General features: G+C 56.0%; 10 protein-coding genes. 9 read left to right on the forward strand and 1 reads right to left on the reverse strand.

The window, feature by feature from the left end; translation table 11 throughout:
* Window positions 1–12: 12 nt before the first annotated feature.
* Complete coding sequence (locus tag VGO12_RS31440) at window positions 13–1,044, reverse strand: LacI family DNA-binding transcriptional regulator (protein ID WP_327516656.1); 1,032 nt, start codon at window positions 1,042–1,044, stop codon at window positions 13–15.
* Window positions 1,045–1,207: 163 nt separating this feature from the next.
* Here VGO12_RS31440 and VGO12_RS31445 point away from each other — a divergent pair, with 163 nt between their 5' ends.
* From VGO12_RS31445 to VGO12_RS31485, 9 genes are all read left to right on the forward strand, one after another.
* Window positions 1,208–2,299: a fatty acid desaturase family protein gene (locus tag VGO12_RS31445; RefSeq protein WP_327516657.1), complete on the forward strand. Its 1,092-nt coding sequence runs from the start codon at window positions 1,208–1,210 to the stop codon at window positions 2,297–2,299.
* Between the two features lie 29 nt (window positions 2,300–2,328).
* Window positions 2,329–2,646 (forward strand): MocE family 2Fe-2S type ferredoxin, encoded by a 318-nt coding sequence (locus VGO12_RS31450; protein WP_327516658.1) that lies wholly within the window; start codon window positions 2,329–2,331, stop codon window positions 2,644–2,646.
* A gap of 47 nt (window positions 2,647–2,693) precedes the next feature.
* Window positions 2,694–3,920, forward strand: coding sequence for an NAD(P)/FAD-dependent oxidoreductase (locus tag VGO12_RS31455; protein WP_327516659.1), 1,227 nt, complete (start codon window positions 2,694–2,696; stop codon window positions 3,918–3,920).
* Between the two features lie 55 nt (window positions 3,921–3,975).
* Window positions 3,976–4,779 (forward strand): 3-methyl-2-oxobutanoate hydroxymethyltransferase, encoded by an 804-nt coding sequence (locus tag VGO12_RS31460; protein WP_327516660.1) that lies wholly within the window; start codon window positions 3,976–3,978, stop codon window positions 4,777–4,779.
* A 70-nt stretch (window positions 4,780–4,849) separates the two neighbouring features.
* Window positions 4,850–5,662, forward strand: a complete 813-nt coding sequence (locus tag VGO12_RS31465; protein WP_327516661.1) for a sterol desaturase family protein — start codon at window positions 4,850–4,852, stop codon at window positions 5,660–5,662.
* A gap of 640 nt (window positions 5,663–6,302) precedes the next feature.
* Window positions 6,303–8,234, forward strand: a complete 1,932-nt coding sequence (locus VGO12_RS31470; protein WP_327516662.1) for a glycosyltransferase family 2 protein — start codon at window positions 6,303–6,305, stop codon at window positions 8,232–8,234.
* Complete coding sequence (locus tag VGO12_RS31475; RefSeq protein WP_327516663.1) at window positions 8,231–9,349, forward strand: hypothetical protein; 1,119 nt, start codon at window positions 8,231–8,233, stop codon at window positions 9,347–9,349. Before VGO12_RS31470 ends, VGO12_RS31475 begins: the two co-directional genes overlap by 4 nt.
* A gap of 460 nt (window positions 9,350–9,809) precedes the next feature.
* A complete protein-coding gene (locus VGO12_RS31480; protein WP_327516664.1) occupies window positions 9,810–14,249 on the forward strand; it encodes a glycosyltransferase in 4,440 nt (1,479 codons plus the stop codon).
* 17 nt (window positions 14,250–14,266) lie between these two features.
* Window positions 14,267–15,349 (forward strand): glycoside hydrolase family 99-like domain-containing protein, encoded by a 1,083-nt coding sequence (locus tag VGO12_RS31485; protein WP_327516665.1) that lies wholly within the window; start codon window positions 14,267–14,269, stop codon window positions 15,347–15,349.
* Window positions 15,350–15,370 lie beyond the last annotated feature (21 nt).

Consider the following 15,370-nt stretch of genomic DNA (forward strand, 5'->3'; position numbering starts at 1 on the left):
CTATCAGGTTGTCTAGATATTTTCGGGCGTAAACAGGTCGAAAGGCAGGAAGGTTTGTCCAGGAACGCCGGTCGCGCCCTTGCTGATCGCCTGGACCATCAGGGCGATTGTCTCACGGGCAAGGATGGACGTCGGTGTGGCGATCGCGAGCGTCACGACATTGTCGGCGAGTGCTGCGCGCGACTCCGGCGTCAGTTCGTTGACGACGCCGATCAGTTTTCCCTCCAGCTTTTCCTCGCGGATGGCTGCGATCGCGCCCTCCATGCCGCCGCCGCAGACATAAAAGCCGATGAGGTCGGGATGGCGTTGCAGGAGGTTCAAGGTCGCCTCGTGGGTGATCTCGGCCGTGTCGAGATTGACCATGGTGTCGAGCACCTGAAAATCGGGCGCGTGTTCGCGGAAATAGGAGCGGAAACCGATTTCGCGCAGTTCATGGCCGAGGAAGCGATGGCTGCCGACGAAGGCCGCGACCTTGCCTGGGCGTTTCGCCGCCTTGGCGATCATCCATGCGGCCGTGCGACCGACCTTGTGATTGTTGAGGCCGACATAGCCTTCCCGCACGCCGGCGGCAAAGTCCGACAGCAGTGAGAAGACGGGAATACCGCGCGCCTTGAGGTCCTCGATCGCCGTCGTAACGGCCGGGAAATCGGGCGCGACTAGGGCGATTGCCTGATTGCGGGCGGCTGCCGACTGCAGTTTCTCGATGATGGCACCCGGCGTCGAGCTGGTTACGAAATCGATCTGCGGCGAGATGCGGGCATTTGAGAATGATAGCGTGGCGCCATCGATCTCCTTGGCCACGGCCTGGTAGAAAGACTGCTCCGGTTTTTGCAGCACGAAGCCAAGCTTGTATTGCGGCAGATCTTCAAACACCCGCTGCCGGATCAGCCCGACGGCGTGATAGCCGATCGACTTGGCTGCCTCGTAGACACGGCGCGCCGTTTCCTCGCGCACCGGATGGCGTCCGTTCAGCACGCGGTCGACGGTCGCGACACTGACGCCGGCGGCCTGCGCGAGATCGGCGATGGTCGGGCGGTTGCTCATGACGCTCCTGATAGGTTTTCATCATCTCCGAAATGCAAGAGATGCCATCATTTGATAGAATATATCATTGCTGCATTGAGCCCTTGCAAAAGTCAACCTATCGTCATGGCACGAGATGAGGTTGCGCCGGTGAGACCGGACCGGATTTGAGGGAGGAGCGCAGATGACGATGGTACCGACAAAGCGGGATTACAGCCTGCTCGGGCGGGACGCGCAGGCAGCCGTTGCCAATGGGCTGTCTGCTGCCGAGTGGTACCACACCGATATTCCGCGCAAGCAGATGAAAGAGCTGATGAAGCGCGAGGACGGACCGGCCATCCGCGACACCGCGATCTGGCTCGGCTCGCTCCTTCTCTTCGGTGCGCTCGGCGCGTATTTCTGGGGCACCTGGTGGGCGGTTCCGTTTTTTCTCGCCTATGGGGTGCTCTACGGCTCGGCATCCGACAGCCGCTGGCACGAATGTGGCCATGGAACCGCGTTCAAGACGATGTGGATGAATGACGCCGTCTACCAGATCGCCTGCTTCATGATCATGCGCAACCCCGTTACCTGGCGCTGGAGCCATACCCGCCACCACACCGACACGGTGATCGTCGGCCGCGACCCTGAGATCGCCGTCATGCGGCCGCCGGATCTCATTCGTCTCGTGCTCAACTTCTTCGGCATTCTCGATGTCTGGCACGCGATGATCGACATGGTCCGCAATACGTTCGGCATCATCAGTGCGGAAGAAGCGACCTTCATTCCTCAGATGGAGCAGCCGAAGGCGATCCTCGTCGCACGGATCTGGTTTGCCATCTATGCGGCGACGATAGCAGCCTGCTTCTCCCTCGGTTCGATCCTGCCGTTGATGCTGATCGGCCTGCCGAGACTGTATGGCGCTTGGCATCACGTGGTGACCGGCCTGCTTCAGCATGGCGGCCTTGCCGACAACGTGACCGATCACCGGCTGAACAGCCGCACCGTCTACATGAACCCCGTCAGCCGCTTCGTTTACTGGAACATGAACTACCATGTGGAGCACCACATGTTCCCGATGGTGCCCTACCACGCGCTGCCGAAGCTGCACGCCATGATCAGGCACGATCTGCCTGAACCGAGCCCATCGATGCTGCACGGCTACCGCGAGATGATCCCGGCCTTCCTGCGGCAGCTTCGCAACGAGGATTATTTCCTGAAGCGCCAACTGCCGGCGACGGCCAAGCCCTACCGGGAAGAATTTCACAGCGACGCGATCGTGCACGCTGCCGAGTAATCAACGACTTGAAACAACGGGAGGACATCATGAGCGGCAACTGGATCGAAGTCTGCGCGGCTGACGATATCGACGAGGAAGACGTCATCCGCTTCGACCACGAAGGACGCACCTTTGCGGTCTACCGTAGCCCCGACGACGAGTATTTTGCGACCGACGGGCTCTGCACCCACGAGCACATCCATTTGGCCGACGGGCTTGTGATGGACGACATCATCGAATGTCCGAAGCACAACGGCCGCTTCAACTACAAGACCGGCCAGGCCAAGGGCGCGCCCGTCTGCGTCAACCTCAAGACCTATCCGGTCAAGGTCGAGGCGGGAGCCGTGTTCATCGCGCTCGCCTGACGACATCGTCATCGTGTTTGGCTCGCCTGGCGGGCAGGGAGGTTGAGATGGGTTGCATCGTCATTGTCGGCGCCGGCGAATGCGGCGCAAGGGCGGCCTTTGCGCTCAGGGAAAAAGGCTACGACGGCAAGATCACCTTGATCGGCGCCGAGCCGCATCTTCCCTATGAACGGCCGCCGCTTTCGAAGGACGGATTGAGGGACGAGACGCCGCCGAAATACGTCGCCGACGCGGCGAAATACATGGCCGCCCGCATCGATGTCCTGACCGACGCCCCGGTCAAGGCCATCGACCGTCAAGCCAAACACGTCGTTCTGGTCGATGGCGGCAACATTTCCTATGACCGGCTGTTGCTGGCGACGGGTGCGCGTGCACGAACCTTTCCGGGGCTTGATGACGCGTCGCCGCGTATCCGCACACTCAGAACCCATGCCGACGCCGAGGCGATCCGCCGCGACATTCAACCGGGGCGACGGATTGCGATCATCGGCGGGGGCTTCATCGGCCTCGAACTTGCGGCGTCGGCGCGCCATCGTGGCGCCGAGGTCGTGCTGATCGAGGGGCTACCGCGCGTCCTGTCGCGCGGTGTGCCGGAGGAGATCGCGGTGGTCGTGACGGAAAAGCATCGTGCAGAAGGCGTCGACATCCGCTGCGGCGCAAAGATCGAGAAGATCGATGCGGACGATGTCGGCGCTCGCGTCGTTCTGGCCGGCGGTGACATCGTTGCAGCCGATCTTGTCGTTATCGGCATCGGTGCGGCCCCGAATACGGAGCTCGCCGCGACATCAGGTCTTTCCGTGGAAAACGGCATTGCCGTCGATGCAACACTCAGAACCAGCGACCCCGACATCTATGCGGCGGGTGATTGCTGCTCCTTTCCGCTTTGCCATTACGATGGTCGCCGCGTGCGGCTTGAAGCCTGGCGCAATGCGCAGGACCAGGGAACGCTGGTTGCCGGCAACCTGCTCGGTGCGGAAGAGGCGATTTCGAGCGTGCCGTGGTTCTGGTCCGATCAATATGACCTGACGCTTCAAATCGCCGGGCTTGCCGACCATGCTGTGGCAACCGTGCGACGCGATCTCGGTGACAGCGCGTTCATCCTTTTCCATCTGGATGAAACCGGCCGGCTGCTCGCCGCCTCGGGCATCGGGCCGGGAAATGCCGTGGCACGCGATATTCGCCTCGCCGAAATGCTCATTGCCGCAGGAAGGCGGCCGGACCCGAAGGCGCTCGCCTCGCCCGATATGAAGCTCAAGGCATTGCTGGCCGCCTAGGCGCGCACCTTGCCTCCGCACATTGTTTCGCTCATCGACCCCAGGAGATTTCTTGATGAAAAGCCGCCGTCCGACCGTTGCAGACCTCCTGTCGATGAAAGGCAAGCGCCAACTCACCATGCTGCGTGTCGAGACGCTCGACGAGGCCGAAGCGGCAGAAGCTGCCGGCATCGACCTCGTCTCCGTGCCGCCGGCGCTTCTCGGCCCGGAGTTTCGCGAGGTGGCGCCAAGCGTCTTTGCCTTTCCGGGCCTCGAATATGGTGACTACGTTACAGCCGAAGACTACATGCGCGCGGCGTTCAGGGCGCTGAAGGCCGGCGGCGACGCAGTCTATTGCGCTGCCGGGCTTTCCACCGTGCGCCGGATGCGGGAGGAGGGCATTCCCGTCTGCGGCCATGTCGGTCTTATTCCGTCCAAGGCGACCTGGACCGGTGGCTTCCGCGCGGTCGGGAAGACAGCGCAAAGCGCGCTCGAGATCTGGCGGCAGGTCAAGGCGCTTGAGGAAGCCGGTGCCTTTGCGGCCGAGATCGAAGTCGTACCCGGTGAGGTCGCATCCGCCATCAGCGCCCGGACCTCGATGCTGATGCTGTCGATGGGGGCAGGGACTGGCTGCGATGCCCAATATCTCTTTGCCGCCGATGTGCTCGGCAGCAACCGTGGTCATGTGCCGCGCCACGCCAAGACCTATCGCAATTTCGCGGCCGAGTTTGACCGCCTTCAACACGAGCGGATCGCCGCTTTCTCCGAGTTTGCCGAGGACGTCCGGTCTGGCGTCTACCCGCAACAGCGCCATCTCATCGGTATGGAGGGGGCGGAACTGCGCGCGTTTCTGGCGGAACTGGAGCACGGCAAGGACTGAGCGACTTGCGCCGGAGAGGGCGGTTGGTATAGTCCAGACACCAATTCAACTCTCCGAGACGGATCCCGATTTGAGCGCCCTTATCCAGGACAGCCTCACATTTGTTGCCTTGCTTGCCGCGATCTATGCGGCGACCGTGTTGCTCTATTTCATCCTCGGATACGGCATCACCTGGCTCAACGATCGCAACCCCGAACGCCGCATCCAGAAGACGCGGCGCGGCGAGAAGCGCAAGGCGATCGAGATCCGCCAGAGCATGGCCTCGATCCTCGTCACCTGCACCTCGGTCGCGATCGGCCTCTTTGTCCAGTACAAGGGCTGGACCCTGTTTTCTCCCTGGGAGTTCAGCTGGTGGACGGCCGTGCCGCTGTTCGTCATCTGCATGGTGCTCTTCGACGCCTGGTTCTACTTCGCCCACCGCCTGCTGCACACCAAACTCTTCTACAAGTACCACCTGCTCCACCACCGAAGCGTCGCGCCGACGGCCTGGAGCAATGATTCGATCGGGCTGGTCGATACGGCGATGTGCCAAGGCTACTACGCCGTCATCACCTTCCTCGTCCCGTTCCCCCCGATCATCCTTCTGGCGCACCGCCTGTTCGACCAGATCAACGGCACCTTCGGCCACGCCGGCTTCGAATATTTCGCGTCACGCACGGCGCGCTATCCCTCGCCGATGCTTTGCACCACCTACCACGATCAGCACCATGCGGAGTTCAAATACAACTACGCGAATTACTTCTCGTTCTGGGATCGCGTAATGGGAACGGTCGCACCGAACTACGATCGCCGGGTGGAAGCATTCGAGGGCGAGGCGCCGGCGCTCAATTTGCGACGATCGTTAGCCGGGAAAGACATCGCGGAACGGCGTGTGGCCGACTAGTGTTCGGTTAAACGCCAACTAGCACTGGTGATGGATCAACGATTTCACTAAGCGTCTTGCCGACAAGTTACTGACTGGATCGCGGATCCTTGAGCTACAGCTAGTACGCGGGCTCCTTCATGAGAAGCCCGCGTACTTTTGGAGGTTATGTAACAAGGTTGCCCACCACCGCATCGAGTGCCTCTCTCACGTTGATTCGCGCTTCTTTAGCATCCGAGCTTTGGCATGTGGTCAAGATCGACGTGTACTTGGCAAATGGCGTCACTGATACGACGTGGTCGGGATTCACGTACACGGGAGCGTTGTTGTCTCCGACCAAAGTGAATCTTACCAATCTCATTATTCTACCCCTGTCTGGCGCCTAGCGTTAGGTGCGAATGAAAACCAGCATAATTTCTCGCTCACGTAAGTAACTCCGCTTCTTATTAATGGCCACACGACACGCTGATGGCGCCTTTGTCTCTTAGGTGAAGCGGATGCAGAGTGCCTAGATAGAGCTGTTCGGCGGGAAATATGTCTCGACGATGACGCGTCGAACAGACATGGAAGATCCTTCCTCACGCGCATGTGGTTGCTTCGCGTCGACATTCTTGTAATGGCTTCATCTGAAATGTGGTGGCGACCGTTTGATTGGAACATAATGAGAGAGGTCGACGAAGGCGAGTGTCATGTCGCGCTTGTAGGGGCCGCGAGCCTTTACGCTGATCGGCCAATTGTCGTTTCTGTGCACGATCCCGACCACCGGTTTGGACGCCGCCCACAGCTTCTTTTCAAGCGACGTGATCGGACGCCGTCCACCGTTCTTCGCTCCTTCCTGATTGATAGCACCGGTCGCGGACGCTTCTACGGTTGGACACCGGTGCAGTTGGATGCCATTGCGTTGGCCATTGATCCAGAAACCGCGAACCACCTATCTACTATCGAGCCGGAGATAAGGATTCGGCGCTTATGCTTAATTGAGCTGGCTGTTCTGATCGCGTGTCGACGAACCTTAATCTTCTTTCAAATCATCCGTCTTTTCCTCGCCGGCAATAAGAAGGGCGCAGCGTTTCGGTTCGTTCGGCAATGCGATGCGCTCTCCGCTCCTGACTACAGCGATTGGTTAGAAGCCCAAGCACTCGCCGAGAAGAATGAAGCTCGCATGGATGGACAAGTCTCCCAAAGGAGCCTGCGGGTACTTGTTTCTATTGATGGCGGTGACGCGCTCGGCGTCGCAGAAACCAGAGATTCGTTGAATGCCCAGTCTTGGCGGTGCTTTCAGGAAGCCACTTCGGCGGATGTCGAGAAGCTGATTGAATTCAACAAGGCAGATAAAGACACACTCTGGATACGGCTTCCGGGCGGCGTGCGCCTTGCTGAGCGCGCACTCGAGAGATTGGTTGAGCCATTCGCCCTCTCTGAAAATGTTGCGATATGTTATTCTGACGAAGACCGTATTAGCGCTCGAGGTGAGCGCTTTGCCCCCTTCTTCAAGCCCGCTTGGAACGCGCCACTCGTGCGCTCGGGCTGGCTTCCATTGGAGGGTGCGGTTTTTCGCGTGGTCCACATACCGAGAGGCGTTGCTGTGGAAAGTGCCTCCAGTGCAGAGATTGCGCTCGCAGTTGCGCAGGCGCGGACAGGTGATATTTTGCATTTGCCACGGGTGCTACTGCACCGTGGGCAATCGTGCTCTTCAACCCCGATCCACGCCGAGGTTCAGCCGAGGCGCGAGCGGCCAGCGGTCAGTATAATTATTCCGACGCGGGACAGGGCTGAGCTGCTTGAGGCTTGCCTTAAGGGACTGTTCGAAAACACCGCCCCTGCAGATCTTGATGTCATCGTCATTGACAATGAAAGCACCGAACCAGCCACGTTGGCGCTGTTCTCGCGGTATCAGCAGTCAGGGCTCATCCGTCGGATAGCTCTTCCCGGAGCTTTTAATTTCTCTCGCGCCTGTAACATTGGTGTCGATTCAGCCCAGCACGACCTCATACTTTTGCTGAACAATGACGTGGAACCTATTGATTGCCATTGGCTCGAGTGTCTAGCGGGTGAGCTTGATGATCCCACTGTCGGAGCTGCCGGAAATTTGCTCCTTTTTCCCGATGGCTTCGTTCAACATGGCGGAGTGACGCTCGGTGCGGGGACAGTCGCGCGACACAGCTTTCACTTCCGCGATCCAAAGGACGGTAGCGACAGGGGGCTTTTGCGCCAACGTCGTGATATGTCAGCTGTCACTGCGGCCTGTTTGCTCACGCGCAGGGACCTGTGGCACCGCCTTCGCGGCATGGACGAACAAAATCTGACGGTCGCATTCAACGATGTGGACTACTGCCTGAAACTCCGGGAAGCAGGCTTCCGTATTATCTGGACGCCGGCAGCGGCTATGTTGCATAGAGAGAGCGTCTCGCGTGGTGCCGACGACACGCCGCAGAAGCTTAAGCGCTTCGCGGAGGAGGAGCGCGCCATGCATGAGCGCTGGAGTGATGCGTTGAAAGCAGACCCTTACTACAATCCGAACCTCTCGCTCATTACCGAAGAATTCGTTCTCGAAGCTCATCCGAGAACTCTTGCTGCGAGGTCGAGTGCTTGAGCCGCTTGCGCGAACGGTTGGCGCGCTGGATCGAGCGGCGGCTACCTCAGCCGCGGCTGCGGGAAGGTGCCACCAACCGGCCAAGACGGCTGGTGAAGCGGATTATCGTTTTCGGCCGGATGCCGAACCCGACCTTCGACTACTATCTGGCCGCGCGCCTAGAGGCGCAAGAAATGCCGCCGTATCAGGTGGTCGACATCCGTAGCGGTGAAACAACTGCGCTGGAAGCCGAAGGAACCTTTGTCATTCTGTGCCGCTACGCGTCACCTTCCGTGCTGCGTTGGATCGAGATCAACGCAGAACACCTTGCCGGCGTAGGACTGTTCGTAGATGATGACATACCTGCTGTTGTGACGGGCAATGATGCGGATTTATTCTATCGGCTATTCCTTTGGTATCGCGCTCTTTGGCCCCTTCGCCGTCTGAATAGGCATCTAGACATCGTCTGGGCGTCAACGGCAAACCTCGCAGCAAATCTGGCGTGTGCAAGGGCTGTGGTACTGCCGCCAGCGCCGCCGTTGGCGCTAAGTCAGGCAGCGCGAAGCGATCGTGAAAGACAGGGTCAGCCGGGTTCGGCGATCTTGATTGGGTATCATGCAACCGGAGTGCACTTGGAGGAGCACCATTTCCTCAGGCCCGTGATTGCGGAGATTCTGCGCGAAAGACCACAGGTTCGGTTTGAGGTGTTTGCAGATCGGCGTGCGAAATCAATTTGGCGAGGCCTCGAATGCGTGGAGATCCGGGAACCAATGGCCTGGATTGAATACATGGCGGACGCGAACACCCAGATAATTGACATTATGCTGGTACCGCTGGCGCCTTCGCGAGTAAATGACTGCCGCGCGGCTACCAAGCGTATTGACATAGTGCGCTACCAAGCGGCTGCGGTGTTTTCCGAGGGGGCGGCATACGGTTACTCCAATGAGGGCACTGAGCTGCGACTTCCCTACAACGCGAGTTTGTGGCGTGAAACTATTCTGAGGCTGGTCGACGATTCGGAGTTGCGTGAAACAGTAGCTGCCGCCACGCACCAGGCTGTCATGCAATTGGCATGGGCAGCTGTTCCGGGCCTTGAGTCGCTCAAACCTGACAAAGGGTCCAATTTTACGCTCTAAGTAGGCGCGATTTTTCGCTCGGAGCGCCGATTAAAGTCTTGCCATGCGCCACTTACTAGAAACTGTTAGAAGGTTTTATCCGGTACGGCGACACTACCAGCTTAGACGAGCATCGGATCGCCTCTCGGCTCGATTCGCGGTTGACTTGAAGGAACCTAGCTCGAAGCGATGCGATGGCTTCACCGTATGGGAGGGGCTTTCGGAGCGTGGCCGGGCAGTTTCCATCTTCGCCACTTTCGCCGAAAAATGAATAGCAGGTTCATTTAGACATTGTTGGACGACCGATTGGAATCGGTTTAGCCCGCGAGGGCCCGTGACAACTATGCGGAATTTTAATCGGATGATTTTAGATCGATAGGTCAACTGTTTACGACATTGCGGACGTGCATCGAAGCTGCTATCTAAAGTACATGCTAAGGTTAACAGCCAACGATGAAGCTTTTTCGACGAGAAGTATATTTTGAATAATGGTACGTTAAGCTCAAATACAGCGATGAATGAAGTGCCATATCGCGGTTCTGTTGATGAATTGACTTCAAGTGGCATTCGGGGGTGGGTTGCTGATGGCGATTGCAAGCCTATCCATCGACTTTCGGTTGAACTTGATGGCGTCGGGCTCGGACAGGTTTCGGCTAATCTCAAGCGCCCTGACGTCTCGGCAGCACTAGATACAGACGGTAATTTTGGTTTTGAGCTGAAATTTAATCGCTCGGCACTCGTCTCAGGGTTGACGTCAGGTGGACGGACAGAGTCGGGAATGTCGAGGATGGTTTCGTTGCGGGTCTTTGCCGATGCGGCTGTCCTGGGTCGAAAGTTGAGTGGCCATGCGGCTAGTCCGACTCTAGTTATGACGTTGCGAATGACCTTCGCGGAGTGGCTCGAGCATACTGGTTTACAACTAGTTGAGGACATTTACGAGTCTCGGAAGTCCGTCTACTCGCGTATTGCGTTAACTATTGATCAAACGGAAACCGGTCTCAAGTCAATTGCTTTGGAGCAGGAGCCAGAACTCATTGCGACATCTTTGATTTGGCGGGGGCATGCTGATTTCGCAGAGCTGAGTCGCCAGGAGATTGTCGGGAGGTATTTCGATCGCGAGTACTATCTTCGGCAGTACCCGGACGTACAGGCAGCGAACATCGACCCACTCGAGCACTATCTTCGATCTGGCTGCAGAGAGAACCGTAATCCCCACCCGCTTTTTGATGCCAAGTTTTATATTGCAAACCTTAGTTTGCTAGGAGACGAGAGGAAGCATCTCGCAGAATCTGATCCTTTCTACTTTTTCCTAAAGTTCGGGGCTGTGGTCGACGCCGATCCGCACATTGGTTTCTGGATGGATTGGTATCGTGCGAAGTACCATTTTCCCAGCCGCTTGCACCCATGGATCGACTACGTCAGTGGCGGTTGGCATTTCGGGCGTGAACCAAACCCAGGCTTCGATAGTACGCTGTTCTTTGCAAAGTTTGGCTCTGCCTTAAAGCAGGATCAGACGCCACTATGTGTCTTTTTTGACAAAAAAGAAGAGAGAGATCTCGTTCCTCACCACCTGTTTTGCAATTCCAAGGTGCTGTCATGTGGTCAGAAGCACGACGCAAATTCACTTAACCGTTATCTTTCTTTTTTGGGCAGTCGTAGATCTTTATCTAGTGTATATAGCCCCCTTATAGATTTGGATTGTTACCAAAATTATGCAGGAGTTTCTGTAGAAAATTTGCAAAACTTACTTCTTCACTATTTGGTTGAAGGTGAGATTGAAGGGTTCAAGCCGAATTATCTTTTCGATCCCGCCTGGTATCGTATAAAATACCACATTGTTTCGGACATTCGAGGGCCGTTGCTGGATTATCTAGCCTCAGGCGAAGCAAAATTGCGCGATCCAAGTAGGTATTTTTCGACCCGATACTACCTATTCATGTACAAGGATGTCGCTTTGGCGGGAATGCACTTGCTGAAGCACTTTCTCTCCAGCGGCGATCGCGAGCGCCGAAGACCTCATAAGCGCTTTGATCCTTTTTGGTACGACAAGATAGTCAAACTTACTCCAAACGAGGACCCGTTTCGGCGGTTCATGAATTCGCCCCTTGCCGCATCTCCCCATCCCGCGATTGTTGTGGGTGATAGGGCAAGTGCCAGCGAACTGCGGGAGTGGCTACACGATCAGTCTGAAGGGGGAGCCCAGAGGTCACCATTTGGCGTGCGAACAGTATTCGAGGTAGGCAGTGGGCAATCGGAAGCTAGCTTTCCTTATGCTAACGCATTAGGCCGCTCGATTGATGAATTCGAAGATTCGGTCACGCATTTTGATCCGCTGCAAATTCCTAAGCTTCGTCTGAATGAGACGATAGTCCGAAGCTACCCATATTTTGACCTTGCAGCTGCCAACAAGCTGCAACAAGAGGTTCGGCGCCGATTCGTGAAAGAAGGACAGGCGCGGCCCCTTCCGTTGGTCAGCGTAATTATGCCTGCAAGAAATCGGCAGTCCGTGATTCTGCGCGCAGTATCGTCAGTCTTGAGACAAACGTACGACAACTTTGAGCTAATCGTGATTGATGATGGATCGACCGACGGTACGATCGATCGCTTAGCTACAGTTTCGGACAGCCGCGTTAAATTGGTTGAACAAGCGCATTCCGGCGTTTCAGCGGCCAGAAACAAGGGGCTGGAGGCGGCAACTGGGACCTACCTATTCTATCTTGATACGGATAATCACTGGGAGCGGTGTTTCCTCGAGATTATGGTAAAATCCATGATCCTTGAGAATGTCGATGCTGCGCATGCGGCGCTGCGGGTCTATAATGACCGTGGTCAAATCTATTACCGTGGCGATGTGTATGATGTGCTCGCCATGGATCGTGAAAACTATATCGATATGAACGTGTTCGGACATCACCGTCGGTTCGTCGACGAGGGAATCCGATTTGATGAATCGCTTGCGCGGTGCGTAGACTGGGACTTGATTAGGCGAATCTCTCTAAAATCACCGTCTTACTATGTCGCCTTTCCTGGCTGCAACTATGTGGATGATAGCGGTGAGCTAAAGAGAATTACCAATACTGAGTTGGTAGGAGATTTCTATAAATTATCAATTGAGCAGATGGCGCTCCCCCGCCAGGTCACCGGTCAAACAATGGTGCGCCCGCCAAAATACTCGATAATCTGGTCGATACAGCCTGGCGAACATCACTGGGTTGCGACACAGGTGTGGGATGCTGTGCGCCATTTGTCGAAGGGTGAGCACGAGCTTATCATTATCAACAATGCCTTGCCCGACGCCATGACCGCACTTCTGGCGGAACTTTCAATGTCGGTACGTGGCTTGAGGGTGATCCACCTTTGGCGAACGTTTATGTTCTTTCCCGCGGCCAACTTAGGCGCGAAACTGGCTTGTTCCGAAAGATTGTTTTTTTGGGATGGTAGGCTGCGATATGACGGGGATCAAATTGATAAACTGATGACGGGATTTAGCCCTTCATTTGACGTCTGCTTTCCCCTAGTGGTCGATAACGAGGGCAAGGCGGTCGAAGGGCTGTTTACTGTATCCCATGATTCGGCGTGTCTCCAGGCCATCGCCGGCATGCAGATTATCGATAGAAATGTCGGAGATGCGTTCGGCGTTGCTGCACGACATTTTCCTGTCGCGATAAGCAAGAGCGCCTTTGAGAGGCAGAATGGCTTTAGCTCGAATCTTTGCCTAAACAATGGACTGGTAGGTTTCGTCGTCGAGTCGTGGCGCCAAAATACTCATAAGGTAGTGATTCACCTTGGCTCGCGGTTCACCGCCGAACGGGAGAGGAGTACGTGCGGAACGAGTATTGCACAGGCGCGCGAGCAAGAATGGTTCATGCAAAACATTGGTCCGCTGCCCAGAATCGAAATTTCGTTCACGAAGGTCCGAACGAAGCCTTCTGCTGTGCCGCAAAAGTATCATGTGTCCCATGGGTTGCTTGAGGCGGCGCCGATTACCCTGCCAGCCAATCTGCGCATCACTCGTTCCGGTTCTAAGTCGATTCAAATCCGGTGCCCGGCGCCAGCTGGACCAGCTAGCCAAGCTTGGGGAGACTATCATTTCGCTCTCTCTTTGAAAACCGCATTTGAGTGCTTAGGACATCGTTGCGAGGTGCGTCTGCGTGATCATTGGAACTATCCTACGCATGACGTAGATGTGGTGCTTCATTTGCGCGGGATTGTGGACGTCAAGGCGGTGCCGGGCGCCGTTAACTTTTTGTGGCTTATAAGTCACCCAGATAAACTGCGAGCGTTCGAGCTTGAGGGCATGTCCGGGGTTTTTGTTTGCTCGGAAAAATCGCGACTGGACGTCCGTCAAAGGTATGGGGTCAGCTCGTCTATCCTTCCGCAGGCGACAGATGCTCATCGCTTCTCATTCCTGGATGAAGGGACTGTGACGTCGATTTCGCAGCGCTTCTTGTTCATCGGAAATTCACGGCGCGAGCCACGCCAAATCGTTTTGGATTCCGTGAAGATGGACTTGCCGCTCGATATTTATGGGCAGGATTGGGAGTTTTTTGTCGACGCGTCCTATGTTCGAGGGAAGCACATCGACAATTCCAATCTTGCTCATTGGTATAGATCAGCGCTGTGTGTTTTGAACGATCATTGGCCTAGCATGGCACGTGCAGGGATTATTTCGAACAGATTGTTTGATGTGGTTGCCTGCGGAGGAGTGGCGATTACAGATGAAATAGCGGGAGTTCAGGAGATATTCGGTGAACACGTGAAAGCATACTCTGGTCGGCGAGACCTGGAATTTTTGACAGAGAGTGTTAACGAGTGGGCGCCAACGCTATCGCAAAGACGCGAAATGAGCGCCGAGCTGTTATCAAATCATTCGTTCGATACGCGCGCGCGGCAGATTATAGAATACTTGGCCAAAGCTTGAGTGTAGAGTTTATTATTATGACAGATGTTAAGCCAATTGCCTTTTATCTTCCTCAGTTCTATCCAAACGCCATCAATGATATCAATTGGGGACAGGGTTTCAGTGAATGGCGGAGTGTGGTGAAAGCTAAACCGTTGTTCGATGGACACTTCCAGCCACGTCTGCCCGGCGCGTTAGGTTTTTACGATCTCCGTAGTCAGGAGGTGTTTGAGGAGCAAGCTGACTTAGCCCGTGCTGCCGGCGTTTTCGGCTTTTGCTTTTACTACTATCGGATGGGAAGCCGGCGCCTTCTAGAGCGGCCACTTCATTCGTATTTAGACGGGGGGCGCCCAGATTTTCCATTTATGTTTTGTTGGGCCAATGAAAGCTGGACGCGAGCGTGGGATGGTAAGTCTGACGATTTGCTGCTCGAACAATTATACGACGACGTTACGAAACAGGGGCTTATTGCCGACCTTGTCGAGGCGACGAAGGATCCGCGGTATATCCGGATCAAGGAGAAGCCATTCGTGCTCATCTACCAGGTTGAGCGGATCCCTGACCGTAAGCTTTGGTTAGAAGAACTTAGGCAGGCGGTTTGGTCTCGGACTGGGCAGGAACTGACGATAGGATGTGTCTTCTCACCTGGTCTCAGACTCGAAATGTTGCGGGACGTCGATTCAGTTGTACAGTTCCCGCCGCATCGTCTACCTCGCAATCTCCCTCGCAAATTGATTGATGTCGAAACGGTCAGCCCTTTCGATACGTCTCGCGAAGATTATTTCGAATCTTATGACGCCATCGTTGAGGCCGCGCTAACGCGCGTGGACGGTTTTGAAAGGATGTATCCCGGAGTGACGCCTGATTGGGATAACTCTCCGCGCAGGTCGAAGAATGCTCATGTCGTTGTTGGTAGCACGCCGGCAAAGTTTGCAGCCTGGGTCCGAAGGGCCAGCGATGTGAGCCGCGAAAAGTTCCAATCTGGCAGTATTGATGCGCCGCTTCTGTTCGTTAATGCTTGGAATGAATGGGCTGAGGGTGCCGTGCTGGAGCCAACGGAAAGTTTGGGTACGGCATACCTTTCGGCGCTTACCCAAGGGATCTGTGCAAGCTCCGTCTAAATTGTAGACTCGGTAAATGTA

Origin of the sequence: Ensifer sp. (assembly GCF_035999135.1) — a bacterium.
GTDB lineage: Bacteria > Pseudomonadota > Alphaproteobacteria > Rhizobiales > Rhizobiaceae > Ensifer.

What these genes read in the sequence shown, in the direction of transcription:
- VGO12_RS31440 (WP_327516656.1), bottom strand. Translation starts at nt 1,044, where the DNA reads ATGAGCAACCGCCCGACCATCGCCGATCTCGCGCAGGCCGCCGGCGTC.
- VGO12_RS31445 (WP_327516657.1), top strand. Translation starts at nt 1,208, where the DNA reads ATGACGATGGTACCGACAAAGCGGGATTACAGCCTGCTCGGGCGGGAC.
- VGO12_RS31450 (WP_327516658.1), top strand. Translation starts at nt 2,329, where the DNA reads ATGAGCGGCAACTGGATCGAAGTCTGCGCGGCTGACGATATCGACGAG.
- VGO12_RS31455 (WP_327516659.1), top strand. Translation starts at nt 2,694, where the DNA reads ATGGGTTGCATCGTCATTGTCGGCGCCGGCGAATGCGGCGCAAGGGCG.
- VGO12_RS31460 (WP_327516660.1), top strand. Translation starts at nt 3,976, where the DNA reads ATGAAAAGCCGCCGTCCGACCGTTGCAGACCTCCTGTCGATGAAAGGC.
- VGO12_RS31470 (WP_327516662.1), top strand. Translation starts at nt 6,303, where the DNA reads ATGAGAGAGGTCGACGAAGGCGAGTGTCATGTCGCGCTTGTAGGGGCC.
- VGO12_RS31485 (WP_327516665.1), top strand. Translation starts at nt 14,267, where the DNA reads ATGACAGATGTTAAGCCAATTGCCTTTTATCTTCCTCAGTTCTATCCA.